A 22,660-nucleotide genomic window follows, 5' to 3' on the forward strand; every position below is an offset into this window, starting at 1 on the left:
ACTTCAGGGGCAAGTTCAGCCGTTGCTCTGTTTGGCCTTGGCGCGCATTTTCTCGGCCATGGACGTCATTTCGTTGTAAAGCAGTTGCGGGTTCTTCTGCTTGATCGCCCAAGCCATACGGCCCTGTTCGTGAGGCAGGATCATGAATTCGCCAACAGCGACTTGCTGATAGATGTAGTCGGCAATGTCCGCTGCGCTGATCGGTGAACTCTCCAGCAACTTGCCGACCTGGGCTTTCATCGCTGGAGTCGGGCCACGGAAAGAATCGAGCAGATTGGTCTGGAAGAATGACGGGCACACCACATGCACGCCGACTTCCTGCTGCGCGAGTTCGATCAACAGACTTTCCGACAAGGCCACCACGCCCGCCTTGGCCACGTTGTAGTTGCTCATCGCCGGGCCCTGCATCAACGCGGCCATGGAGGCGATGTTGATAATCTTGCCTTTGCTTTGTTCAAGTAATGGCAGGAACGCTTTGCAGCCCTTGACCACGCCCATCAGGTTGATCGCGATCTGCCAGTCCCAGTCTTCCAGCGACAGTTCGCTGAAGAACCCGCCAGAGGCCACGCCAGCATTGTTGACGATGATGTCGATGCCGCCGAGTTTCTCTTCGCAGGCCTGGGCGAACGCAGTGAGCTGGCTGTAATCACGCACATCGCAACGCTGAATAAACCCGTCGCCGCCGGCCTCGCGCACCATTTTCAGGGTTTCTTGCAGGCCGGGCTCGCTGACGTCGGACAAGGCCAGTTGCCAGCCTTCACGCGCCCAGCGCAGCGCGATTTCGCGACCTAAACCTGAGCCCGCGCCAGTGATCATCATGCGATTTTGCATAGCAGACAGCCTTGTTGTTCCGGGGAAGATGCGCGGAGTGTAGCGAAGGTTCGGCGCGCGCCCACGCTCCATCAAGTTGCTGAATGGAGGATCAAAAGATCGCAACCTTCGGCAGCTCCTGGACTGATTTCTGTAGGAGCTGCGCAAGGCTGCGAGCTTTTGATCTTTTGCTTTAAAGGAAATAAGGACGCAATCCAAATACATTAAAAAAACATTGAATTTTCTTTCATTCGCACCGGTCGGAATTTATAAGCTGCCTGGAATTACTTAGTCTCCAGTCGCCCTTGAACACCAAGACTTCTCGAACACTTTCAACAAGGAAATAGACATGGGCACAATTCTTATCATTATCCTGATCCTGTTGCTGATCGGTGGTCTGCCAGTCTTCCCACACTCCAGAAGTTGGGGTTACGGTCCATCGGGCATTATCGGCGTGGTGTTGGTCGTGCTGCTGGTGCTATTGCTACTCGGTCGGATATAACGATTCAAGCGTAAAAAAAGAGGCCCTTTTCAGGGCCTCTTTTTTATTGCGCGCAGCTTTCTTTTACAGATCGATCAGTCCGGCTTGCCGTGGATCACACCAGCGGTGTTATCCATCAGGCTCTTGGTCGCCGTTTGCAGGAACGCCTCGAGTTTGAGTTTCAACTCGGCAGTGCGCGGTGCATTCGGAACGACCTCGGCGTGCGGATTGGCTCCCAGTTGGTACTGCCACATCTTCGGACCCATGTCCTTGTCTCTCGGCAGCACCAGAATCTGGTCGGCAGTAACGATCGCGGTGGTCTGCTCGCTGCCCGACGGCTTGATCACACCAAAACCGGTGTCGCCTTCCGGCAGGTTGAGCAGGTCACGACCCCAGCACTGATGGCGCACTTCACCACCCAGACGCCCCATGATGGTCGGCACGATGTCGATCTGCGTGCCCACGGTGTGGTCACGGGTACCGAATTTCTCCTGGATGCCCGGTGCGATCATCAGCATCGGCACGTTGAAGCGGCCCAGGTCCATTTCAGTGATCTGACGCTCGTTACCGAAACCGTGGTCGCCGACGACTACGAACAGGGTCTCTTTGAAGTACGGCTCCTTGCGGGCCTTCTCGAAGAACTGACCCAACGCCCAGTCGGCGTAACGCATGGCGGTCAAATGCTCGTTGAGCGAGCCACGATCGGTCACGCGCTCGACCGGCAATGGCGTCGGCAAGGCGTACGGCGTGTGGTTGGACAGGGTTTGCAGCAGCGCGTAGAACGGCTTGCCGTTTTCCCGCGCCTTGAGCTCCTGCAGACCACGGTCGAACATGTCCTGGTCGGACACGCCCCAGGTCGGATCGGAGAACACCGGGTTGACGAAGTCATTACGGCCAACGAAGTTGGTCATGCCCTGGTTGCTGAAGAAGCCCGACTGGTTGTCCCAGGCGAAGTCGCCGTTGTAGACGTACACATCGTCGTAATTACGGGCGCTGAGCACCTGCGGCAGGCCAGACAGCTTGTGGCTGCCTTCCGGCGTCTGCATCAGGTATTCGAAGCCCGGCAGGTTCGGGAAGCAGGCCATGGTCGCGAACATGCCCTGGTGGGTATGCGTACCGTTGGAGAAGAAACGGTCGAACAGCAGGCCTTCCTTGGACAGCTTGTCCAGGTAAGGCGTGATGTTGCCCGGAGCGCCCAAGGCGCCAACCGAGTGACCGGCCATGCTTTCCATCAGGATCACAACGACGTTCTTAATCGGCAGGGTCTTGTCGGTCGGCGGCGTGTAATCACGCCGCACGGCGGCAATATCGGCATCGACCAGTTTTTCGTCCGGCATCACCAGCATGTCGCGTACGACTTTCTGCGCCTGCTCTTGCGGCAGCGTGGCTTTCCAGATGTTGTCGCGATCCTCGCCCATGCGGGACTTGGCGGCCTCGATCAGCGACAGCGTGGCGTTAAGGCCGAGCTGGTTGGCGAAGTTGGAATCGGTGGTGTAGACATCACCCCAGCGCATCGGCGGACCTTGGCGCAGAGTGCCACGGGCCGCGACTACGCAGATCAGCAGGCAAACCACGAACACCGCAAGGCGCGTATACCACGGCGCCACTTGGCGAGTGCTGACGCTGCCACCGCTGAATGGCCCACGTGGACGCGTGGCACGGTCGGCGCCTTTGAACGCCAGAGTCAGGATCACAGTGCCGATGACCCAGGCCAGCAGATAGCGCACCACCGGGAAACCGTACCAGAGCATGCTCATCACGGTTTTCGGGTCTTCCTTCACGTACTGGAACACCAGGCCGTTGAGGCGCTGGTGAAACTCGCGGTAGAAGTCCATCTCCATCAGGCCGAGGAACAGCGCGATGCTCGAGGCAACGGTCAGCCACAGACGAAAGAAACCGCGCGCTGCCATGGCCCGCGCACTGAACAGTGACAGCACCAGCGGAATGCAGAGGTAGACCACCAGGCGCAGGTCGAAACGCAGGCCGTTGGCGAAGGCTTCGAGGAACGTCGAAGCCGGGGTATCGAGGATCATCTCGCGGTTGTAGACCAGCAGCGCGAGGCGCAGCACGGAAAACATCACCATCATGACCAGCGCACAAAGCAGCGTGTAGGCCAGATGCGATTTGACGGTCGGTTGCAGCAGGCGACTGGAAGATCGCTGCTGATTCAGGGCGTCCGGGTTTGCCATGTCGTTTTAGGACCCATTGGAAGTTGAAGTTGCAAAAATACAGCGGCGCCATGCCCTCTATTGGTCATTCCCGACCCTGGGGCGTGCGCGGTGCGCAAATGTTGCACGATCACCCGCGCCATTGCCATTGATTACTACCACGCCGCTGGACACTCTCATTTAATGCCGCAGCAGACAGGTACAGCATGCAAACAGCGCGGGCGAATTGTCTTGAACGCATTGTGAAAATTTCGTTCAACGCATATCTGGAAACACAATAAAGCTCCAAAACAAAACGCCCCGAATTGTTCGGGGCGTTTTACTGCAAGCGCGGCGATTACTTCTCGGCACGTTCTTTCAGAGCTTTAAGGGTGTTGAACGGGGCGTCGACGACAAACTTGTTGGCAATCATCGACGGCACACTGCCGCCTGGCTCGGTGTGCACCTGGTAGGTCACTTCGACCTGATCGCCCTTGGGCACGAACTTCCAGAAGCCCTCGACCTTGACCACGCGGACAAAACCTTTCTCTTCAGGAATGTACTTCGGTACGCCTTCAAGGTTGCGGGTCAAGCTGCCATCGGCGCCCTCAACAGTGGTGATGCGCAGCACCGAATCACGCGGGGTGACTGGCCAAGGCGTGTTGAACTGGCTGTAAGTCCAGCTCTGATCGCCCTCGTGCTTGAGCAGTTTCTGGGTCTTGCACTCGTGAATCCAAGCGCAGGCGCCGGAGACGTCTTCCTGCAGTGCGCGCAGTTTGGCGATGGTGGTCTTCATCAGGGCGACGCCCTGATAGGACTTGTAGTCCGAACCCGGCACCTCACTCAGGGAAACCTTGATGCCGTCCTCGTTCTTGGCCACCTTCCAGTCTTCAGCCTGAGCGGCCGAAGTCGCCAGCACGGCAGTCAAACCACACAACACAGCGATACGGTGCAGCGAACCCATAGTCTTATTCCTTATTGTTGAAGTTCCGTTCGTTTGACACATCACGCCGCCGTCATTTGCTCCCACCAGCCGATCAACCTGATCGCCTCTTCCGAACTGCTGCCACACACCTCGACATCGGCAGCGAAGCCGGAACAGACCGCCGGGCGCTCTGGACGGCCGAAAATGCTGCACAGGTTTTCGACCGAGAGTTGCACGCAACGTTCGCCGGCAGGTTTGCCATCAGGCATGCCGGGAATCGCCGAGCTGATGGAAGGGGCAATGCAGCAAGCGCCACAGCCTTCACGGCATTTCATGACGAACAAGTCCTCGTAACGGGCAATGTGTAAAAAGAGACGCGGACAGGGTAACCGCTAAAACGGCTGTTTCAAATTCCCTGAACCGGGGTTTTTACGGATAAGTGAAAGTGACTGACCAGTCTCCGACAAAGCGTCTGCTTCGCGGGTCACAGATGGGTGGCTTTTACTGTTTGAATTCGAAATCCAGCGCCGCGCCTTCCACGTCCCGGCGCTCCTCGTTGCGCAACTGCAGCTGCATTTCGTTGCTGAGCAAACGGCCGTTGAGCTGGAATCCGCTGTTTTTCTCGCCAAACATCTGCGGCAGGATCGCTTCACGTTTGGGCAGCGGGACAGTGCCTTCAGGTTTCAATTCCTGGACCATGTCCCTGGGCAAACTCAGATCCAGTTTGGCTGGCGGCAACTTGGACTTTGCTATTTCACTGGCGGGTTTGGACTTGGAAGCCACCGGCTTGCGTTTCTTCACCGGCGCGGCTTTCTTGGGTTGCGCTTTTTTTACCGGGACGGCTTTTTTGCTTGCCGCCGGCTTTTGCGCCGGGGTCGTCGCTGCCGGTTTATCCTGAACCGCAGCCGCCATGATCTCTGGCGCATGACTGATCATCAGCGAAAAAATCACAATCCCGGCGGCAGAAAAAATCGCTTTCATGGACCCAACGACACTAACGGCAGAGGGCCATATGCTCGCTTGTTGAGCGCCACAAGACAAGCATCACCGGCCGCTCGTTCAGAATCCACCAGCCGTTTCCTGGCACAGTTGGGTTGCCAGTAGGCCCAGCGTCATCAACGCCCTCTCCGCTTCGCGGTTCCACGGAATGCCGCAGTTCAGGCGGATACAGTGGTTGAACTGCTCGGTATTACTGAAGATCAGGCCCGGTGCGATGCTGATGCCCTGCTGCAATGCGCGGACATGCAATTCCTGAGTATTGACCCGTCCCGGCAGACTCACCCACAGGATGAAACCGCCCGTGGGCCGGGACATCTGCGTGCCTTCGGGGAAGTACTGCTGCACCGCCAGCTGGAAAGCGCTGAGGTTTTTTCGGTATTCCTGGCGGATGTACCGTAAATGCCGGTCATAACCGCCGTTTTCCAGATAAGCGGCAATCGCCATCTGCGTCACGCTGCACGCCGAATGCGTGCTGAAGGTCTGCAAGCGCTGAATTTCCTGCTGATACTTGCCGGCGATCATCCAGCCGATGCGTACACCGGGCGACAGTGTTTTGGAGAAGCTTGAGCAGTAGATGACTCGGTCAAGGCGGTCGTAAGCCTTCAGCGCTTTGGTGCGGCCCTGTTCGAACATCAATTCGCCGTAGATATCGTCTTCGACGATCTGAATATCGAAATCCGAAGCCAGACGCAGCAGTTGTTTCTGCCGCTCTTCAGGCATGGTGCCGCCCAGCGGATTGCTCAGGCGTGTGGTCAGCACAAGCGCCTTGATCGACCACTGGTTGGCGGCCAGTTGCAGTGCTTCGAGGCTCATGCCGGTGGCAGGATCGCTGGGAATCTCGATGACTTTCAGGCCCAGCAGGTCGGCCAGTTGCAACAGTCCGTAATAGGTTGGCGACTCGGCGGCGATCAGGTCGCCCGGCCGGGTCAGCACGCGCAATGACATCTGCAAGGCATCGACACAACCGTGGGTGATCACGATTTCCGAGGGATCAACCACCACGCCGGCGTCGCGCATGCGGATCGCCACTTGCCGGCGAAGCGGTTCGAAGCCCGGGCTGAACATGTAGCTGAAGGCCCGTGGACTGTGGAAGCGAGTGACTTTGGCCAGTTGCTGATGCAGCGCGCGCACTGGCAGATAGTCAACGCTCGGTACGGCGGCGCCCAACGGGAACACACCTTCGCGGCGCGACTCGACCAGAACTTGTTGGATGATGCTGCTGCGCGTGACCAGACCAGGCCGTTCGACCCGGGCTATATCCGGCGTAGGCGCCGTCAGCGCCGGGGTCTGGTGCACGTAATAACCGGACTGTGGCCGCGCGCGAATCAGGCCCTGATCTTCGAGGTTGGCATAAGCCTGCAACACCGTTGCATGGCTGACGTTGAGCTGCGAGCTCATCTTGCGCACCGATGGCACGCGTTCTCCCGGTTGGTAGACACCACGGCGGATGTCTTCGGCCAGTTGCTGAGCAATACGTTGGTAGAGCAAGAGATTGGTCATGACGCAGCACTCGATTTCACGGGCATTTTATTCTTGTGTGAAACAATACCGGAACAGTTTAGAAGTGTACTGGGACAGTTGTCACTCTAGTCGACCATACAGTGCAGTGTCTGCCACAACTGTATTGATTTGCGAGCTATTCGACAGACGTAAAAAAGCCCGGCGCTGCATGACAGCCCGGGCTTTCCAGAGACGCAACCCTCAACGGGCGGCGCCGAGCTGGCCTTTTTCGTCGGAGAAGACAATTTCCACCCGACGGTTCTGTGCGCGTCCACGCTCGGAAGCGTTGGCATCCACAGGGTATTCGTCGCCGTAACCTTCGACCTGAATGCGTTTGTCGTCGATGCCCAGGTCCATAAGCACATCGGCTACCGACTGCGCGCGGTCGCGGGACAGCTTGAGGTTTTCCTGTTTGCCGCCAGTGCTGTCGGCGTAACCCTCGATACGCACCACGCGTTTCGGATTCAATTGCAGGAACTGCACGATCTTCAGAACGACGCGGTTGGCCGAGTTTTTCAGCTCCGCTTCACCCGTATCGAACAGCACATCGCCAAGAGTCATCACCAAACCGCGATCAGTCTGCGTGGTGGCCAGAGCGACGATCTGTTCTTCAAGCCATTTGCCCTGCTGCTGAACGCTCAACAGTTTCGATTCGCGCAGCGCCAGTTGCAGGCGCTGACGCTCCATTTCGAGTTTGGCTGCGCGCTCTTCATTGAGCACCTTATTGGTGTGTTCGCGAGCAATTTCGCTGTAGCGCTGACTCAGGTAGGCGTAATGCACCACGTCCGAACCGCTGCCCCAATAAGTGGACAGGCGATCGGCACGGGCCAGAGATTCGCCGGCGCGTATCACGTCCTTCGGCGCGATACGCAGCACGTTGGAATCTTCCTTGACCTTCTGGAAATCGGCGCTGGCCTCTTGCAGAGCGGATTCGCTGTGTTGACCGGCGCAGCCATACAGGCTGGCGCAACCGGCGAGGATCACACCACCGAGAACTTTGGACTTGAGGCTCATCGGGCATCTCCCAGTTGCTTGCGCAGACGGGTGATGCGGGTGTTGAGCACGTTCAGCTGTGCTTCGCTCTTTTGCGTCAGCACTTTGGCTTCTGCCAGACGCGCGTCGAGTTCGGCCTGTTCGGCGCGCATGCGCGCGTTTCGGTAGGACTCATCGGCCATGTTGCCCTTGGCCCGGTTGTACTTGGTTTCGGCCAGTTTCATTTCCGGCACATCATCGGCGGTCGCGCCGACGGCCTTGGCCTGGGCGATGGTTTGTTCGGTCAGGCGCATTTGTTCATTGGGTGCCGGATCGGTCGCGCAACCGGCCATGGCCAGAACGGCCATCGCCGCGAAAAGAGGTCGAATACTCACTAAGAATCCCTACTGTTTTGGGGCACTGACAGGTTGTTGCGGCTGTTGCTGCTGGGCCTTCCAGCGCTCGATATTGCGTTGCAGCGCGGTTTCCGTCAGTCCGGACGCGGGCAATTCTGTCATCTTTTTGGCCAACTGTCCGCGCAACCACGGATCGTTGCACGCCGAGTTATGAGAAACCGCCAGATACAGCCCCGGTCGATCAATGCGTTGCTCGAAGGCCAGCAAGTCATTGGCCATGCCCAACGCCTGCGCGGCGGCCATGCCCGAGTAACGTCCGGCGAGTACATATTCCACTTCACCCAGGAGCAATTTCTGAAAGGCCTGGGTGAGGTTTGCTGTCCGGGTAAGGGTCAATTGCTGATCGGCGAAGGTACCAAATGCCTGGGTCATTCGAGACTTTTCCGACAAGCCACCGGAATGGCCGTGCAGGTCTTTGGCTTCGGTGTAGGCCAGAGTCGAGCCTTTACGTGTCCACACCAGGTAATCGTTTTCCAGCAGCGGCGGATGGATGTAGTCGAAGTTTTCCAGCTCGTTGAGGGTCAGTGGCGCATCGGCCAGCATATCCATACGGCCACTGCGCACTTCATCGAGGGCCTGGGATCGTTTGCCCGCGTAGAGCAACTCGACCTTGATACCCAGGTCTTTGGCCACTTGCTGCAACAGATCGGCACTGGCACCAATCAACTGCTTGGGATTCTGCGGATCCTGCCACAGGTACGGCGGCGCGTCCGGGCTGCCGGTGACGACGAGGCGCTCGCACTTGCCGGCGGCCGTTGCCAACCCAGGCAATAGGGCCAATCCCAATAACAATCCGCAGCGCAGATCCATGGCAAAACGCTCCCACTCAGAACCGAGACAAAAAAAAGCCCGACCAAAAGGTCGGGCTCTTTATAAGTGAAGCCGCTGGATTAGACCAGCTTCTCCAGCTCAGGTACGGCTTCGAACAGATCCGCCACCAGACCGTAATCGGCCACCTGGAAGATCGGGGCTTCTTCGTCCTTGTTGATCGCAACGATCACTTTGGAGTCTTTCATCCCGGCCAAGTGCTGGATCGCGCCAGAGATACCGACGGCGATGTACAACTGTGGCGCAACGATCTTGCCGGTCTGACCGACCTGCATGTCGTTCGGTACGAAACCTGCGTCGACCGCGGCGCGCGAAGCACCGACGGCAGCGCCCAACTTGTCTGCCAGGGCGTACAGGTGTTTGAAGTTGTCGCCGTTTTGCATGCCGCGGCCGCCGGAAACGACGATCTTGGCAGCGGTCAGTTCTGGACGATCAGACTTGGCCAGTTCTTCGCCAACGAAGCTCGAAGTCCCAGCGTTGTGCGCGGCAGCAACCGCTTCAACGGCAGCCGAACCACCTTCAGCAGCAACCGGGTCGAAACCGGTGGCACGCACGGTGATCACTTTGATCGCAGCGGTCGATTGCACGGTAGCGATGGCGTTACCGGCGTAGATCGGGCGCTTGAAAGTATCAGCGCTCTCTACCGAGATGATCTCGGAGATCTGGTCAACGTCCAGCGCAGCGGCAACGCGCGGCAGGATGTTTTTACCGTTGGAAGTGGCGGCAGCCAGGATGTGGCTGTAGCCAGCGCCGAGTTCGGCCACCAGAGGAGCAACGTTTTCCGGCAACTGATGCGCGTAAGCGGCGTTGTCAGCGTTCAGGACTTTGCTCACGCCCGCGATTTTCGCAGCGGCTTCAGCCACGGCGCCAGCGCCTTGGCCGGCAACCAGAACGTGGATGTCACCGCCGATTTTGGCAGCGGCAGCAACAGTGTTCAGCGTGGCCGGAGCCAGCACTTTGTTGTCGTGTTCGGCGATTACCAAGATAGTCATGATTAGATTACCTTCGCTTCGTTTTTCAGTTTCTCGACCAGTTCAGCCACCGACTTGACCTTGATACCCGCGCTGCGTGCAGCCGGCGCTTCGACTTTCAGAGTCTTGTTGGTGGAGGCGGTGGAAACGCCCAAAGCATCTGGAGTCAGCACTTCGAGAGGCTTCTTCTTGGCTTTCATGATGTTTGGCAGGGACGCGTAGCGCGGCTCGTTCAAACGCAGGTCGGTGGTGACGATCGCTGGCAGTTTCAGCGAAACGGTCTGCGCGCCGCCGTCGATTTCGCGGGTCACGGCAACGCTGTCGCCGGAGACTTCGACTTTCGAGGCGAAAGTGCCCTGACCGTAGCCGCTCAGTGCAGCGAGCATCTGGCCGGTCTGGTTGTTGTCGCTGTCGATTGCCTGCTTGCCCAGAATCACGAGCTGAGGCTGTTCCTTGTCGACAACCGCTTTCAACAGTTTGGCAACGGCCAGGGACGTCAGATCTTCAGCGGATTCGACGAGGATGGCGCGGTCGGCACCCAGAGCCAGTGCGGTACGCAGCTGTTCCTGGGCAGTGGTCGGGCCGATGGAGACGACGACGATTTCAGTCGCAACGCCTTTCTCTTTCAGGCGTACGGCTTCTTCCACTGCGATTTCGCAGAACGGGTTCATCGACATCTTGACGTTGGCGAGGTCTACGCCGGAATTGTCCGCCTTGACGCGAACCTTGACGTTGTAATCCACAACGCGTTTGACAGCTACAAGAACCTTCATGGATTCCTCGTTACTCTCCGGTGAAAAGAAAGTCGCCTAGGCGAACCTGGCGGATGATGCTCATCGGGCTACAAGGGCACCTCTAAAAACGCCGGCTTGTGTATAGGGTGATTCCACGCTGCGAAGTGCGATGACCGTTCGTCAGTGGTGACCGACAAGTCATTGATCTTCACGGTGTGTAAACTGCGCGCCAGACCTGCGCTGCGCATCACCTTGTACTGCCTACGCCCTGTCTTTAGAGGTGCTCTTGAAACCGCCAGTCTGCCTACGGCGAGCGCAAAACCGCCCGTATCTTGACCGGAACGCCTATTCCGGTCAATACGGCAAAATGGTCACTCATAAGCCGCGCTTCTTTGATTTCTCTGGGCTGGAGCCAATTCAAACAAACGTTTGTATTGGACGCTCAGAGTGGTGTAGATATAATGCGCCCCCTAGAGAGAAAGGTGGGTTTTCCATTACTGCCCTTGACGTTAACGTAAAGGCAATACGGATGCGACACCAAACCTCCAAATTAGAAAAAAAACTGTTGAGCCTTGAGTAGGAGATAGCCTGTGGAACGCGAATACATGGAATTCGACGTGGTCATCGTCGGTGCCGGCCCCGCTGGCCTGTCCGCCGCCTGCCGTCTGAAGCAGAAGGCCGCCGAAGCCGGTAAGGAAATCAGCGTCTGCGTGGTCGAAAAAGGCTCCGAAGTCGGCGCACACATCCTTTCCGGTGCCGTGTTCGAACCACGCGCTTTGAACGAATTGTTCCCGGACTGGAAAGAACTCGGCGCCCCGCTGAACACGCCAGTCACCCGCGACGATATTTTCGTGCTGAAAAACGCCGAAAGCGCGCAGAAGATTCCTGACTTCTTTGTGCCCAAGACCATGCACAACGAAGGCAACTACATCATCTCCCTCGGCAACCTTTGCCGCTGGCTGGCCCAGCAGGCTGAAAACCTGGGTGTGGAAATCTACCCGGGCTTCGCCGCTCAGGAGGCGCTGATCGACGAAAGCGGCATCGTGCGCGGGATCATCACCGGTGATCTGGGCGTTGACCGCGAAGGCAATCCGAAAGAAGGCCTGTACACCCCGGGCATGGAACTGCGTGGCAAATACACGCTGTTCGCCGAAGGCTGCCGTGGCCACATCGGCAAGCAGCTGATCAAGCGCTTCAACCTCGACAGCGATGCCGACGCCCAGCACTACGGCATCGGCCTGAAAGAAATCTGGGAAATCGATCCGGCCAAACACCAGCCAGGCCTGGTGGTGCACACCGCCGGTTGGCCGCTGGACATCATGGGCACCGAGAACACCGGTGGCTCGTTCCTCTATCACTTGGAAAACAACCAGGTGGTGGTCGGTCTGATCGTCGATCTGTCCTACAGCAACACTTACCTGTCGCCGTTCGACGAGTTCCAGCGCCTCAAGCATCACCCGGTACTGGCTCAGTACCTGGAAGGCGGCAAGCGCGTCAGCTACGGCGCCCGCGCGATCTGCAAGGGCGGCCTGAACTCGTTGCCAAAAATGGTCTTCAAGGGCGGCGCGCTGATCGGTTGCGACCTCGGCACCCTGAACTTCGCCAAGATCAAAGGCAGCAACACTGCGATGAAGTCCGGCATGCTCGCCGCTGAATCGGTGGCTGACGCGCTGTTCGCTGAAAAGGATGGCACTGAAGAGCTGACCACTTACGTCGACGCCTTCAAGAAGAGCTGGCTCTACGACGAACTGTTCGCCAGCCGCAACTTCGGCCCGGCCGTCCACAAGTTCGGCGCCATTGTCGGTGGCGGCTTCAACTGGCTGGACCAGAACATCTTCGGCGGCAAACTGCCGTTCACCCTGCACGACACCAAGCCGGACTACGCCTGCCTCAAGCTCGCGGCCGACTGCAAGAAGATCGACTACCCGAAACCCGACGGTAAGCTCAGCTTCGACAAACTCAGCTCGGTGTTCATCTCCGGTACCAACCACGAAGAAGAGCAGCCGTGCCACCTGAAGCTGACCGACCCGAGCATCCCGATCAGCAAAAACCTGCCGCTGTACGACGAACCGGCGCAGCGCTACTGCCCGGCCGGCGTATACGAAGTCATCACCAAGGAAGACGGCGAGAAACGCTTCCAGATCAACGCCCAGAACTGCGTGCACTGCAAGACCTGTGACATCAAGGACCCTTCGCAGAACATCACCTGGGTCACGCCGGAAGGCGCCGGCGGTCCGACTTACCCGAATATGTAAGCTGAACCGCTGAACAACAAGGCTCCCGAAACGGGGGCCTTTTTGTTGCCCAAAATTTTTGTCTCACCAAAAACAACTGTAGGAGTGAGCCTGCTCGCGATAGCAGTAAACCAGTCGACATCATGTCATCTGGTACGCCGCTATCGCGAGCAGGCTCACTCCTACAGGGGATTGTGTAAATCCTCAGGCCGCGCGCTCCTCTCCAGGGCTGCGCTCGAAGTAGCGTTTATATTCACGACTGAACTGCGAAGTACTCTGATACCCAACCCGATGCGCCACCTGCGCCACACCCAGGCCCTCCGCCACCAGCAGCGTTTGCGCCTTAAGCAAGCGCAGGCGCTTCAGATACTGCACCGGCGACAACAACGTGCTGCGCTTGAAATGTTCATGAAACGTCGAAACGCTCATGTTCGCGCAACCGGCCAACGTCTCGACGTTCAACGGCTCGGTGTAGTGCGCGTGCAAATGACTGATCGATGCCGCGACCCGGGCAAACTGCCCCTGCTGCTCGACCAGCGCCCGCAACACATCAGCCTGCGGACCGCGCAGGGCGACGAAAAGCAATTCGCGAATCCGCGCCGGCCCCAGAATCTGGCATTCCAGCGGATCGTGCAGACATTGCAGCAGCCTTTCGACACAACCCCGCATGTCATCGTCAAGCACCACCGAGGTCATCGACTCCGGTGTCTGCGCTGGAATATGCCGCCCCGGCGCCAGCCCCATCGCCAATACCAATTCACCCAGCAAGACACGGTCGATCGCCACCGAAATCCCCAGCAACGGCGCATCCGGCAAGGCAAAGGTTTCGCATTCGAAAGGCACCGGCAGCGCCTGAATCAGATAGTGCCCGGCGCCATACTCCATGGTGCGCGGCCCGAGAAACGCCAGTTTGCTGCCCTGGGCGATGATCATCAGGCTCGGCTCATAAATGTGCGGGCCACGGGCAACGTCGCAACTGGCGCGCAACACCTGCACACCCGGCAGCCCGGTCTGGGAATAACCGTCGCGCAGCGCCAGCGGTTCGATCAGAGAAACCAGCGTGGCGTTGGCATCAAGGTGACGGGTCAATTGCATCGACATGTTCTTCACAAAAATCACGGAAAAAGGGATGAAAGCATCATCGCAGATCCTTTTGCCAATGCGACTGATCAAAGCCGCATGCCGGAGGATTAGGCATGAGACCCGGAGGAATCGTCATGGCCGGACAGGCGGACGGCGCCCAAAATGCGCCGCCTCACTTGTTACTGCTTTTGCGAGGTTTCACATGTATACCGCCATCGGCTATGCCGCCCAATCGGCCACCACGCCCCTCGCCCCGATGAAATTCGAACGCCGCAGCCCTCGGGCCGACGACGTGGCGATCGAGATCCTGTATTGCGGCGTCTGCCACTCCGACATTCACCAGGCGCGCAACGAATGGGGCATCGCTGTTTACCCGTTGATGCCCGGCCACGAGATCGTCGGAAAAGTCACCGCCGTCGGTGCGAATGTCACTAAACACAAAGTAGGCGATCTGGTCGGCGTTGGCTGCATGGTCGACTCCTGCCGCTCCTGCGAAGCCTGCCAAGCGAACCTTGAGCAATACTGCCTCGAAGGTCCGACCATGACCTACGCGACCCCGGATCGGGTCGACGGCAGCAACACCATGGGCGGCTACTCCGACAGCATCGTCGTCAGCGAGCACTTTGTCGTACGCATTCCGGAGCGTCTGGCGCTGGCCAGCGCCGCACCGATTCTCTGCGCCGGCATCACCACTTATTCGCCGCTCAAGCACTACGGCGTGAAGGCTGGCGACAAGGTCGGCATTCTCGGCATGGGCGGCCTCGGCCATATGGGCATCAAGTTCGCCAAGGCGATGGGCGCCGAAGTGACGCTGTTCACCCGTTCGGCAAGCAAGGCTGAAGAAGGCCGTCGTCAGGGCGCCGATCATGTGATCGTGTCCACCGATGCCGAGCAGATGAAAGCTGCGGCGGGTTACTTCGACTTCCTGCTCGACACCATTCCGGTGCAGCACGACCTGAACCCGTACCTCGACACCCTGCGTTTCGACGGTGTGCACATTCTGGTCGGTCTGATCGAGCCGGTTGATCCACCGGTACACGCCGGCAAACTGGTGATGAGTCGCCGCGTGCTGGCCGGTTCGCTGATCGGTGGCGTCGCCGAAACTCAGGAAGTGCTGGATTTCTGCGCCGAGCACAACATCACCTGCGACATTGAAATGCTCGACATCCGCGAGATCAATGAGGCGTACGCCCGCATGATTGCCGGTGACGTGAAATACCGCTTCGTGATCGACATGGCGACCCTGAAAGTCTGATCCTTCAGACCTTCAATCCCAGCTCCGCCGATAGCCGGGCTGTGACCCCTTTGATCAGGGGAATCAGCTCGGCCATTTTTTCCAGAGGCATATAAGGCACAGTGCTGGCGATACTGATCGCCGCCACAATGCGCTTGCTCGCATCACGGATCGGCGCCGCCACACAACGGATCGACGGTTCGTTGTCTTCCAGATCGAACGCGTAGCCACCGACCACATACTCGGTCATCCGTTGTTCAACCTGTTCCCACGACTGCTGTGGGTGCTGCGGCCAGAACTGACTTTTCCCACCCGCCGGAAGACTGATGTCGTACAGACGTTGCCAATCCTGCGGCGTGTCGTCGAGCATCAACGCCTTGCCGATCCCGGTGCGTGCCAGAGGCATGCGATGGCCAACCCGCGAACGCATCTCCGGGCCGTTGCGCCCTGGATTCTTCAGCAGATACAGCACTTCGTCGCCTTCACGAATCCCCAGGTGAACCGTGTCACCGGTCAGTGCCGACAACTCATCCAGATACGGCCCGGCCAACGTCACCAGCGGCAACTCTTCGCGTGCCTGGAAACCCAGCTCGATCAGCTTCGGCCCCAACAGATAACCGATTTGCGGCACAACACGCAGATAACGCTCATCCACCAGACAACTGGCCAGACGATGGGTGGTGCTGCGCGTGGTGCCGATCAGCCGGGCGATCTCCTTGAGATCCCGCGCGCCACTGGCCACGGCCTGCACCACACCCAGCCCGCGCAGTAGCGTCTGAGTGCCGGTGGGCGCGGCGTCCTTGGTTTTTTCCGGGGCGTCTTCCTGCATATCCAGCCTTTACCGTTGAGCGAGGGAACGGGCGGCATTATGGTCGCCCGACGCTGAGCACTACAACTCGATACGTTCGACCTTGCCCACGAGCAGCACGTAGGACAAAGCGCCGATCAATGCGAGAACCGCGATATAGGTGATCGCCGGGGCAAAGGAATCACCGCTGGCGAGGAAACCGATCACGATCGGCGTGGCAATCGCCGAGAGGTTACCGATGAAATTGAACACCCCACCGGTCAAGCCGAGCAGGCGTGCCGGTGCCAGTGTCGACACCAGCGACCAGGTGATCGACGCCAACCCATTACCGAAAAACGCCAGCGCCAGAAAGGCAATCACCAGCGGCGTCGACTCAACGAAGTTGGCGCCAATGATCGAAGTGGAAATCAGCAGCCCGCCAATGATCGGCAACTTGCGCGCGAAACCGACGGTGTAACCACGACGGATCAAAAAGTCGGAAAAGAACCCCGAACACAACACACCAACGAACGCTGCGAGAAACGGCAGCGACGCCAACAGGCCGGATTTGATGAAGTCCATGCCGCGATATTTCACGAGGTAGGTCGGGAACCACGTCAGGAAAAACCACAGCGTCGAGTTCAGGCAGAACTGGCCGAGATAGATGCCCCACAACTTGCGTTTAGTGAGAACGATGCCGAGATCGGTCCAACTGAATTTGGCTTTGACCTTGGCGCTCTCGGCCTGAATATCCACCAACCCGCCGCCCTCGCGGATCAGGTCGATTTCTGCATCGTTGACGCCTTTGAAATCACGCGGCTCGCGATACACCGCGTACCAGATCGCCGCCCATACAATGCCCACCGCGCCGGTTGCGATAAACACCATGTGCCAGCCGAACTCATGCTGTAGCCACGCGAGTACCGGGGTGAGGAACGCCAACCCAACGAACTGTCCAGACGTATAGAAACCAATCGCCGTGGCGCGCTCGCGCTCGGGGAACCAGGTCGTGACCACGCGGCTGTTGATCGGATAGGCCGGCGCTTCCAGCGCACCGACCGCCATGCGCAACACGAACAGCGCGATGAAACTGGCAGCGAAACCGAGCATCACCGTGGCCAGCGACCACAGCAGCAATGCGACGCTATAAAGGATGCGCGGCGGCACCCGATCCACCAGCCAGCCACCGGGAATCTGCATCGCGGCGTAGGTCCAGCCGAACGCCGAGAAAATCAGGCCGACATGAATTGGATCGATGCCCAGCTCACTGGTCAGCGCCGGTGCGGCAATCGACAGGTTACTGCGGTCGAGGTAGTTGATGACCACGGTGATAAACAGCAACACCATGATGAAAAACCGCTTACGGCTAGGCGTGACTAAAGACGCCTGCCCGGTGAGGGTTTGCGGTTGCATGGGGAGTGCCTCTTTTTATGTTTATTGAGGTCAGAAGATCGTTCCCACGCTCTGCGTGGGAATGCAGCACGGGACGCTCCGCGTCCCAACAGCGGACGCAGAGCGTCCATTGAGGCGTTCCCACGCAGAGCGTGGGAACGATCAGCACCGCCAGCGTTGGGTCAGGGATGACTCACCACTCGGCAAAACTGCCATCGGCGTGGCGCCAGATCGGGTTGCGCCAGCGGTGGCCGACGGCAGCACGCTCGATCACGTATTCCTCGTTGATCTCGATCCCCAGCCCCGGCCCGTTCGGAATCTTCACGAAGCCCTTGTCGTAATCGAACACCCGCGGGTCCTTCACGTAGTCGAGCAAGTCGTTGCTCTCGTTGTAATGGATACCCAGGCTCTGCTCCTGGATAAACGCGTTGTAACAAACCGCGTCGAGTTGCAAACACGCTGCCAGTGCAATCGGCCCCAGCGGGCAATGCAGCGCCAGCGCCACGTCGTAGGCTTCGGCCATGTTGGCGATCTTGCGGGTTTCGGTGATGCCGCCGGCATGCGACGCATCCGGCTGAATGATGTCGACGTAACCTTCACTCAACACCCGTTTAAAGTCCCAGCGCGAGAACAGCCGCTCACCGAGAGCAATCGGCGTGCTGGTCAACGGCGCCAGTTCTTTCAGTGCTTCGTAGTTTTCGCTGAGCACCGGCTCTTCGATAAACATCAGTTTGTACGGGTCGAGTTCCTTCATCAGCACCTTGGCCATCGGCTTGTGTACCCGGCCATGGAAGTCGACGCCAATGCCGACGTTCGGCCCGACCGCATCACGCACGGCGGCCACGTTGGCCAAGGCGAGGTCGACTTTTTCGAAGGTATCGAGAAATTGCAGCTCCTCGGTGCCGTTCATCTTCACCGCGGTAAAACCACGGCTCACCGCCTCTTTCGCCGCGCGTGCGGTGTCGGCCGGACGGTCGCCGCCGATCCACGAATACACGCGGATCTTGTCGCGCACCTGACCGCCCAGCAGATCGCTGACCGAGACACCGAGCGCCTTGCCCTTGATGTCCCACAACGCCTGGTCGATACCGGCCAGTGCGCTCATGTGAATCGCGCCGCCGCGATAGAAACCGCCGCGGTACAACACCGTCCAGATATCTTCGATGTTGCGTGGGTCTTTGCCGATCAGGTAGTCGGACAATTCTTCAACGGCAGCGGCAACGGTGTGTGCGCGACCCTCGACGACAGGCTCGCCCCAACCGGTCACGCCCTCATCGGTTTCAACCTTGAGGAAGCACCAGCGCGGCGGGACGATGAAGGTGGTGAGTTTGGTGATTTTCATCTCTGCTCTCTTTTTGTAAATGCAGCTCTTATAGATGCAGCGCACGCAGCGCCAAAAGTTCTTAGCGAAGGGCTTTCCAGGCAGCGACGTAGGCCTTGGCATTGACCGCAACCTGCTGCGGCGTCATCCCCGGTTTAAACAGGCCGGAACCGAGTCCGAAGCCTTTCACACCCGCGTCAATAAACGCCTGCATGTTGTCCGGCGTGATCCCGCCGACCGGCGCCAGCACCGTTCCAGAAGGCAACACCGCCAGCCAGGCTTTGACGACTGCCGGGCCCATCTGCTCGGCCGGAAACAGCTTGAGAATGTCCGCGCCCTCCTCCAGCGCCGCGAACGCTTCAGTCGGTGTGGCCACGCCTGGCGACAGAAACAAACCCGCCGCTTTTGCTGCACGCAACACCTTGGCATCGCTGTGCGGCATGACGATCACCTGGCCGCCAGCCTCTTTCACTTGCTCGACCTGCTCCGGGGTCAACACCGTGCCGGCGCCGATCAGGCAATCGGCGGGCAACGTCGTGCGCAGGATGCGGATACTTTCGTACGGCGAAGGGGAATTGAGCGGTACTTCGATGACGCGAAATCCGGCGGCATACAGGACTTCTCCGACAGCGGCAGCTTCCTGCGGATGCAGGCCGCGCAGGATCGCGATCAGACCGTTTTGTGCCAATGCTTGCTTGAGCATTTCAGGCCTCCAGTCAGGGTTAACGGGATGAGGAATCGATCAGTCCGGCGGCCAGCGCCAGTTGCCATAAGCCACGCTCGGTGGCCTGCTCGGCCAGCGTCACCTTGGCAAAACCGCAGGCATCGAGGGCACGGCTATAGCGCGCGCAGAGTTGCGCGTTGCCGATAAGGACGATCGAAGGAAGGTGCACGCTGTTGCGTCGATGCCGCTGAACCGTGGCGAGTGCCGCCAGTTCATGGCCAATCATCAGGCCGGACAGGTAATCCGCTTGCGCCGTCGGGCTGAGTTCGCCGGTCAGGCCCAGCGTTCGCGCACTGAATAAAGTCGAGAGCACGCCGAGCTCACCGTCCGCCGACAGCGCAACCTGCACGCCCCGGTCAAACGCCTGACCATCGAACGTCGCGCCTTGCTGTTGAGTACGGCCGAGGATGCTGTGATCACTGAGCACGGCGAACACTTCGCCGGTCATGAAGGTGTCGAAATGCGTGATGCGGCCATCGACCACTTCCACCCATTTCGAATGACTGCCCGGCAGGCCGATCAACACTTCGTTGCCCGCCTCGACCGGCAGATTCTGCAGGACGCCGAGGACTTGAGTCTCTTCGCCACGCATCACATTCGGCAGTCGCGAACGCTGAATCACGCCCGGCACGATATACACCCGCGTGCCGCGAAGACTGACAACCGTTTGTAGGGAGTTTCCGAGATTGGCGACGTTCGCCGGCGTTTCGCAGTAGGCCGCTTCACGCCAGCCCTGCGCGCTGCCGACCATGCCGCAGGCGATCACCGGCAGATCCGGCTGCGCATTGAGCCAGTCACCGCAAGCCTCGTCAAAGGCCAGTTCAAAACCGTCGGCACATTCGCGACCGTTGATGACTCGCGGGGTCTTCGGCAACTGCATGATCCCGGACGACAGCGAACGCTGCTCCAGCACCACACCGCCCGCCGCGAGTTTGTAAGCACGTAATGAGGTCGTCCCCCAATCGAGCGCGATCAATTGCGCCAGCATCGCTTCACCTGTTTTGTTTTTGGCAGTGAGTGCGACGGACTATAGACCTCTCAAACAGTAAATCTCAATATGTAATTTTACATCCCATATTTTGGGATGAAATCAGTAGAGCCAGGTCATAGCGCCAGCGCACGATGCACACTGGAGCAAGCGGCAGTAACGACCTGGGTTGGTCGGACTTTTCGAGCCAAGTACGCGCTGGCGCCACTCGAGGATTCTCTATTGCGGCAATGAACCGCGACGTTGGCATGTACATGACTTTCGAGTAATACGCCACGAACGGGAATGCGGTGATCACCACCTTGCACGGAATGTATTCCTGCGGTTTGAGGATCTGCACCAACTCAACCGGCCGGATGTGGTTACGGCCGTCGTTGACGGCGTGATTCTCGACGCGGATATTCGCGAACATCTCATAGCGACGATCGCCTTCTATCAAGCGCATGCCACTGACGATTCCCGAGGCTTCCAGGACGATTTTATGTTCGATGGAAAAGTCTGGATCACCGTTCAAAGAGCAATGGATCCAGGTACCAATCTGCCCTCTTCGACCATGATCTTCATAGAGATCAATGAGGTTTCGGTCGGAGGTGAAACGCAGGTCGTAAGCAGAGTAGATCCGGTGATTAATCGAGACAAACTCAAGCCTGGCGGGGGGGACATTGAGGTGCAGGCACGATGAACACAATAAAAAACCAGCAACCAATAAAACCTTGTAGATATTTCGCTTCATTCGCTGTGTTCATCCTGAATCACGCATACGGCTCCGACTGCTGAAATGACTCTTCAAGATCACTCGCTAAATACACAGTCCGATCGCGACACACTCAAACTCGAATTCTTTATCCAGAGCGCAAACAAACCAGCTTGTCACTCTGATCGAACGAGTTCTTTTATAAAGTCTTTGGAAGGGATACGCATAAACTCCGAAAAGTAGGTTTTATATTTTGTTGTATGCACTCTGAAGGTACACACGACAAAATCGTTCGCCATTAAAGCTCCGCGCAACGCATCACCATCAAGAATACGCTCCTTACCCTGCACTTCTCCGGTCTCTCGAAAAATAACCCGAGCGATATATTTTCCTTTCGAAGCGTTTTCACTCATCTCAACGATACCGTTACCGTAGAGCTTCTGATAATGGCCAATGGAAAAATCCAGATCATCGCCCAAGGTACAAACCAGTCCCTCGCCAATTTTAGACTGAAACAAACCCAGCAGATCCGTATTACTTGAGAAACCTATGAAAAAAGAACTTCTGCTTGGGCTAATTGAAACACTCTTATAATCAAGCGCAGCAATTGGCCTGCCATGATTCGAGGAACATGAGCAACACAGTAATACGGCAAGTGCTAAAAAAAATCTATTCACAGTTTATTTCTCCCTCAGATAGCCGAGTATCGAATCTGCCAATAGTTGACGAGCGGACTTCCCCCCATCCAGTTTTTGATCGAACATGATATCCGCATCGGCGTGATTGACATCAACCCGACCACTGACATTGGGACCTGAAGTTATCTCCCATTGCTCACCAAAGTCAGCGACAGTATCAGATATGTCTCGATTCTTGATTTTCGCCGCACGGATATTTATCCAGAACTCCGCCTTTGGTTCAGGCTTTCGCCTGTAAATGGTTGAAACTCCATAGACAATCTTTCCCTGCCCCACGGGGTCTATCGTGATCAGCATTTTGATTGTGTAACCCTTATCGGCCAAAACACTGGAGAGGTGTGCACCGTTCCAACCGCCCAAACTATGCCCGATGATATAAACAGGCGTAGTTTTATCAGGAACCTCAACCAATACGTTTTTAGCCAAGTCTTCATCCGTCAAGAACTTATTATAGGCCAATGCTTTCATATCGCATTTCGACAAATAACATAGCGCGTCAGCATCAGACTCTACTTTAGTGCGAACATGACTCACGTTCCAGTTTGGCCCACTGAGGTAGTAACTCTCCTGATCTCCCGCACCACCAACAAACAAGATAAAGACTTTCTTTATGCTGATAGCAATGACTTTGGCGCACTTATCCTCTGGCTTGGTTAACTCAACGTTCCCCACGTCTCTTTTAGCCAAAGGCTCCACGCCTGCCACATTTTCTCCTGCCATAT

At 57.8% G+C, this 22,660-nt stretch carries 23 protein-coding genes; 3 read left to right on the plus strand and 20 right to left on the minus strand.

Annotated features, from left to right (window positions below; translation table 11 throughout):
* Nucleotides 1-15: 15 nt before the first annotated feature.
* Nucleotides 16-831 carry an SDR family oxidoreductase gene (locus tag IAI51_RS06650; RefSeq protein ID WP_187677751.1) on the minus strand — a complete coding sequence of 272 codons (816 nt, stop codon included), beginning with the start codon at nucleotides 829-831 and terminating at the stop codon, nucleotides 16-18.
* Between the two features lie 322 nt (nucleotides 832-1,153).
* On the opposite strand from IAI51_RS06650, the gene IAI51_RS06655 reads away from it, so the two are divergent.
* Complete coding sequence (locus IAI51_RS06655) at nucleotides 1,154-1,312, plus strand: DUF3309 family protein (RefSeq protein ID WP_169432680.1); 159 nt, start codon at nucleotides 1,154-1,156, stop codon at nucleotides 1,310-1,312.
* Nucleotides 1,313-1,386: 74 nt separating this feature from the next.
* Here IAI51_RS06655 and IAI51_RS06660 read toward each other — a convergent pair whose 3' ends face one another.
* From IAI51_RS06660 to IAI51_RS06705, 10 genes are all read right to left on the minus strand, one after another.
* On the minus strand, nucleotides 1,387-3,480 hold the full coding sequence (locus IAI51_RS06660; protein ID WP_187677752.1) for an LTA synthase family protein: 2,094 nt from the start codon (nucleotides 3,478-3,480) through the stop codon (nucleotides 1,387-1,389).
* Nucleotides 3,481-3,796: 316 nt separating this feature from the next.
* Complete coding sequence (locus IAI51_RS06665; RefSeq protein WP_187677753.1) at nucleotides 3,797-4,402, minus strand: START domain-containing protein; 606 nt, start codon at nucleotides 4,400-4,402, stop codon at nucleotides 3,797-3,799.
* Nucleotides 4,403-4,443: 41 nt separating this feature from the next.
* A complete protein-coding gene (locus IAI51_RS06670) occupies nucleotides 4,444-4,698 on the minus strand; it encodes a YkgJ family cysteine cluster protein (RefSeq protein WP_187677754.1) in 255 nt (84 codons plus the stop codon).
* A gap of 166 nt (nucleotides 4,699-4,864) precedes the next feature.
* A complete protein-coding gene (locus IAI51_RS06675) occupies nucleotides 4,865-5,344 on the minus strand; it encodes a translation initiation factor 2 (protein ID WP_187677755.1) in 480 nt (159 codons plus the stop codon).
* 78 nt (nucleotides 5,345-5,422) lie between these two features.
* Nucleotides 5,423-6,862: a PLP-dependent aminotransferase family protein gene (locus IAI51_RS06680; RefSeq protein WP_187677756.1), complete on the minus strand. Its 1,440-nt coding sequence runs from the start codon at nucleotides 6,860-6,862 to the stop codon at nucleotides 5,423-5,425.
* Nucleotides 6,863-7,063: 201 nt separating this feature from the next.
* Complete coding sequence (locus tag IAI51_RS06685) at nucleotides 7,064-7,876, minus strand: OmpA family protein (RefSeq protein WP_187677757.1); 813 nt, start codon at nucleotides 7,874-7,876, stop codon at nucleotides 7,064-7,066.
* Complete coding sequence (locus IAI51_RS06690; protein WP_187677758.1) at nucleotides 7,873-8,229, minus strand: DUF4398 domain-containing protein; 357 nt, start codon at nucleotides 8,227-8,229, stop codon at nucleotides 7,873-7,875. The genes IAI51_RS06685 and IAI51_RS06690 overlap by 4 nt, the downstream gene beginning before the upstream one ends.
* A 9-nt stretch (nucleotides 8,230-8,238) precedes the next feature.
* Entirely contained in the window at nucleotides 8,239-9,060 is an 822-nt protein-coding gene (locus IAI51_RS06695) for a substrate-binding periplasmic protein (RefSeq protein ID WP_187677759.1), read from the minus strand.
* A gap of 80 nt (nucleotides 9,061-9,140) precedes the next feature.
* On the minus strand, nucleotides 9,141-10,070 hold the full coding sequence (locus IAI51_RS06700) for an electron transfer flavoprotein subunit alpha/FixB family protein (RefSeq protein ID WP_187677760.1): 930 nt from the start codon (nucleotides 10,068-10,070) through the stop codon (nucleotides 9,141-9,143).
* Between the two features lie 2 nt (nucleotides 10,071-10,072).
* Nucleotides 10,073-10,822 (minus strand): electron transfer flavoprotein subunit beta/FixA family protein, encoded by a 750-nt coding sequence (locus IAI51_RS06705; RefSeq protein WP_007908338.1) that lies wholly within the window; start codon nucleotides 10,820-10,822, stop codon nucleotides 10,073-10,075.
* Between the two features lie 551 nt (nucleotides 10,823-11,373).
* Here IAI51_RS06705 and IAI51_RS06710 point away from each other — a divergent pair.
* Nucleotides 11,374-13,038 carry an electron transfer flavoprotein-ubiquinone oxidoreductase gene (locus IAI51_RS06710; RefSeq protein WP_187677761.1) on the plus strand — a complete coding sequence of 555 codons (1,665 nt, stop codon included), beginning with the start codon at nucleotides 11,374-11,376 and terminating at the stop codon, nucleotides 13,036-13,038.
* 183 nt (nucleotides 13,039-13,221) lie between these two features.
* Here IAI51_RS06710 and IAI51_RS06715 read toward each other — a convergent pair whose 3' ends face one another.
* Nucleotides 13,222-14,112, minus strand: a complete 891-nt coding sequence (locus IAI51_RS06715; RefSeq protein WP_187677762.1) for an AraC family transcriptional regulator — start codon at nucleotides 14,110-14,112, stop codon at nucleotides 13,222-13,224.
* Nucleotides 14,113-14,302: 190 nt separating this feature from the next.
* On the opposite strand from IAI51_RS06715, the gene IAI51_RS06720 reads away from it, so the two are divergent.
* Nucleotides 14,303-15,355 carry an NAD(P)-dependent alcohol dehydrogenase gene (locus tag IAI51_RS06720; protein WP_187677763.1) on the plus strand — a complete coding sequence of 351 codons (1,053 nt, stop codon included), beginning with the start codon at nucleotides 14,303-14,305 and terminating at the stop codon, nucleotides 15,353-15,355.
* A gap of 4 nt (nucleotides 15,356-15,359) precedes the next feature.
* Here IAI51_RS06720 and IAI51_RS06725 read toward each other — a convergent pair whose 3' ends face one another.
* The 8 genes from IAI51_RS06725 to IAI51_RS06760 form a co-directional block, all read right to left on the minus strand.
* Nucleotides 15,360-16,163, minus strand: coding sequence for an IclR family transcriptional regulator (locus IAI51_RS06725; protein ID WP_187677764.1), 804 nt, complete (start codon nucleotides 16,161-16,163; stop codon nucleotides 15,360-15,362).
* A 60-nt stretch (nucleotides 16,164-16,223) separates the two neighbouring features.
* The gene (locus tag IAI51_RS06730; RefSeq protein ID WP_187677765.1) at nucleotides 16,224-17,534 is read right to left on the minus strand and encodes an MFS transporter; all 1,311 of its coding nucleotides are present in this window, start codon (nucleotides 17,532-17,534) and stop codon (nucleotides 16,224-16,226) included.
* Between the two features lie 172 nt (nucleotides 17,535-17,706).
* Entirely contained in the window at nucleotides 17,707-18,855 is a 1,149-nt protein-coding gene (gene dgoD, locus IAI51_RS06735) for a galactonate dehydratase (protein ID WP_008085519.1), read from the minus strand.
* Between the two features lie 61 nt (nucleotides 18,856-18,916).
* Nucleotides 18,917-19,537: a 2-dehydro-3-deoxy-6-phosphogalactonate aldolase gene (locus tag IAI51_RS06740; protein WP_187677766.1), complete on the minus strand. Its 621-nt coding sequence runs from the start codon at nucleotides 19,535-19,537 to the stop codon at nucleotides 18,917-18,919.
* Between the two features lie 19 nt (nucleotides 19,538-19,556).
* The gene (locus IAI51_RS06745) at nucleotides 19,557-20,546 is read right to left on the minus strand and encodes a 2-dehydro-3-deoxygalactonokinase (protein ID WP_187677767.1); all 990 of its coding nucleotides are present in this window, start codon (nucleotides 20,544-20,546) and stop codon (nucleotides 19,557-19,559) included.
* 64 nt (nucleotides 20,547-20,610) lie between these two features.
* On the minus strand, nucleotides 20,611-21,279 hold the full coding sequence (locus IAI51_RS06750) for a hypothetical protein (RefSeq protein ID WP_187677768.1): 669 nt from the start codon (nucleotides 21,277-21,279) through the stop codon (nucleotides 20,611-20,613).
* Between the two features lie 137 nt (nucleotides 21,280-21,416).
* Complete coding sequence (locus tag IAI51_RS06755; RefSeq protein ID WP_187677769.1) at nucleotides 21,417-21,917, minus strand: hypothetical protein; 501 nt, start codon at nucleotides 21,915-21,917, stop codon at nucleotides 21,417-21,419.
* A gap of 3 nt (nucleotides 21,918-21,920) precedes the next feature.
* Nucleotides 21,921-22,658, minus strand: a complete 738-nt coding sequence (locus IAI51_RS06760; protein WP_187677770.1) for an alpha/beta hydrolase — start codon at nucleotides 22,656-22,658, stop codon at nucleotides 21,921-21,923.
* Nucleotides 22,659-22,660: the final 2 nt, after the last annotated feature.

Source organism: Pseudomonas sp. N40(2020) (assembly GCF_014472415.1).
Lineage (GTDB): Bacteria > Pseudomonadota > Gammaproteobacteria > Pseudomonadales > Pseudomonadaceae > Aquipseudomonas.

Coding starts and splice junctions, on each gene's coding strand:
- IAI51_RS06650 (WP_187677751.1), bottom strand. CDS start 831: ATGCAAAATCGCATGATGATCACTGGCGCGGGCTCAGGTTTAGGTCGC.
- IAI51_RS06660 (WP_187677752.1), bottom strand. CDS start 3,480: ATGGCAAACCCGGACGCCCTGAATCAGCAGCGATCTTCCAGTCGCCTG.
- IAI51_RS06665 (WP_187677753.1), bottom strand. CDS start 4,402: ATGGGTTCGCTGCACCGTATCGCTGTGTTGTGTGGTTTGACTGCCGTG.
- IAI51_RS06670 (WP_187677754.1), bottom strand. CDS start 4,698: ATGAAATGCCGTGAAGGCTGTGGCGCTTGCTGCATTGCCCCTTCCATC.
- IAI51_RS06675 (WP_187677755.1), bottom strand. CDS start 5,344: ATGAAAGCGATTTTTTCTGCCGCCGGGATTGTGATTTTTTCGCTGATG.
- IAI51_RS06680 (WP_187677756.1), bottom strand. CDS start 6,862: ATGACCAATCTCTTGCTCTACCAACGTATTGCTCAGCAACTGGCCGAA.
- IAI51_RS06685 (WP_187677757.1), bottom strand. CDS start 7,876: ATGAGCCTCAAGTCCAAAGTTCTCGGTGGTGTGATCCTCGCCGGTTGC.
- IAI51_RS06695 (WP_187677759.1), bottom strand. CDS start 9,060: ATGGATCTGCGCTGCGGATTGTTATTGGGATTGGCCCTATTGCCTGGG.
- IAI51_RS06700 (WP_187677760.1), bottom strand. CDS start 10,070: ATGACTATCTTGGTAATCGCCGAACACGACAACAAAGTGCTGGCTCCG.
- IAI51_RS06705 (WP_007908338.1), bottom strand. CDS start 10,822: ATGAAGGTTCTTGTAGCTGTCAAACGCGTTGTGGATTACAACGTCAAG.
- IAI51_RS06715 (WP_187677762.1), bottom strand. CDS start 14,112: ATGCAATTGACCCGTCACCTTGATGCCAACGCCACGCTGGTTTCTCTG.
- IAI51_RS06720 (WP_187677763.1), top strand. CDS start 14,303: ATGTATACCGCCATCGGCTATGCCGCCCAATCGGCCACCACGCCCCTC.
- IAI51_RS06725 (WP_187677764.1), bottom strand. CDS start 16,163: ATGCAGGAAGACGCCCCGGAAAAAACCAAGGACGCCGCGCCCACCGGC.
- IAI51_RS06730 (WP_187677765.1), bottom strand. CDS start 17,534: ATGCAACCGCAAACCCTCACCGGGCAGGCGTCTTTAGTCACGCCTAGC.
- dgoD (WP_008085519.1), bottom strand. CDS start 18,855: ATGAAAATCACCAAACTCACCACCTTCATCGTCCCGCCGCGCTGGTGC.
- IAI51_RS06740 (WP_187677766.1), bottom strand. CDS start 19,537: ATGCTCAAGCAAGCATTGGCACAAAACGGTCTGATCGCGATCCTGCGC.
- IAI51_RS06745 (WP_187677767.1), bottom strand. CDS start 20,546: ATGCTGGCGCAATTGATCGCGCTCGATTGGGGGACGACCTCATTACGT.
- IAI51_RS06750 (WP_187677768.1), bottom strand. CDS start 21,279: ATGAAGCGAAATATCTACAAGGTTTTATTGGTTGCTGGTTTTTTATTG.
- IAI51_RS06760 (WP_187677770.1), bottom strand. CDS start 22,658: ATGGCAGGAGAAAATGTGGCAGGCGTGGAGCCTTTGGCTAAAAGAGAC.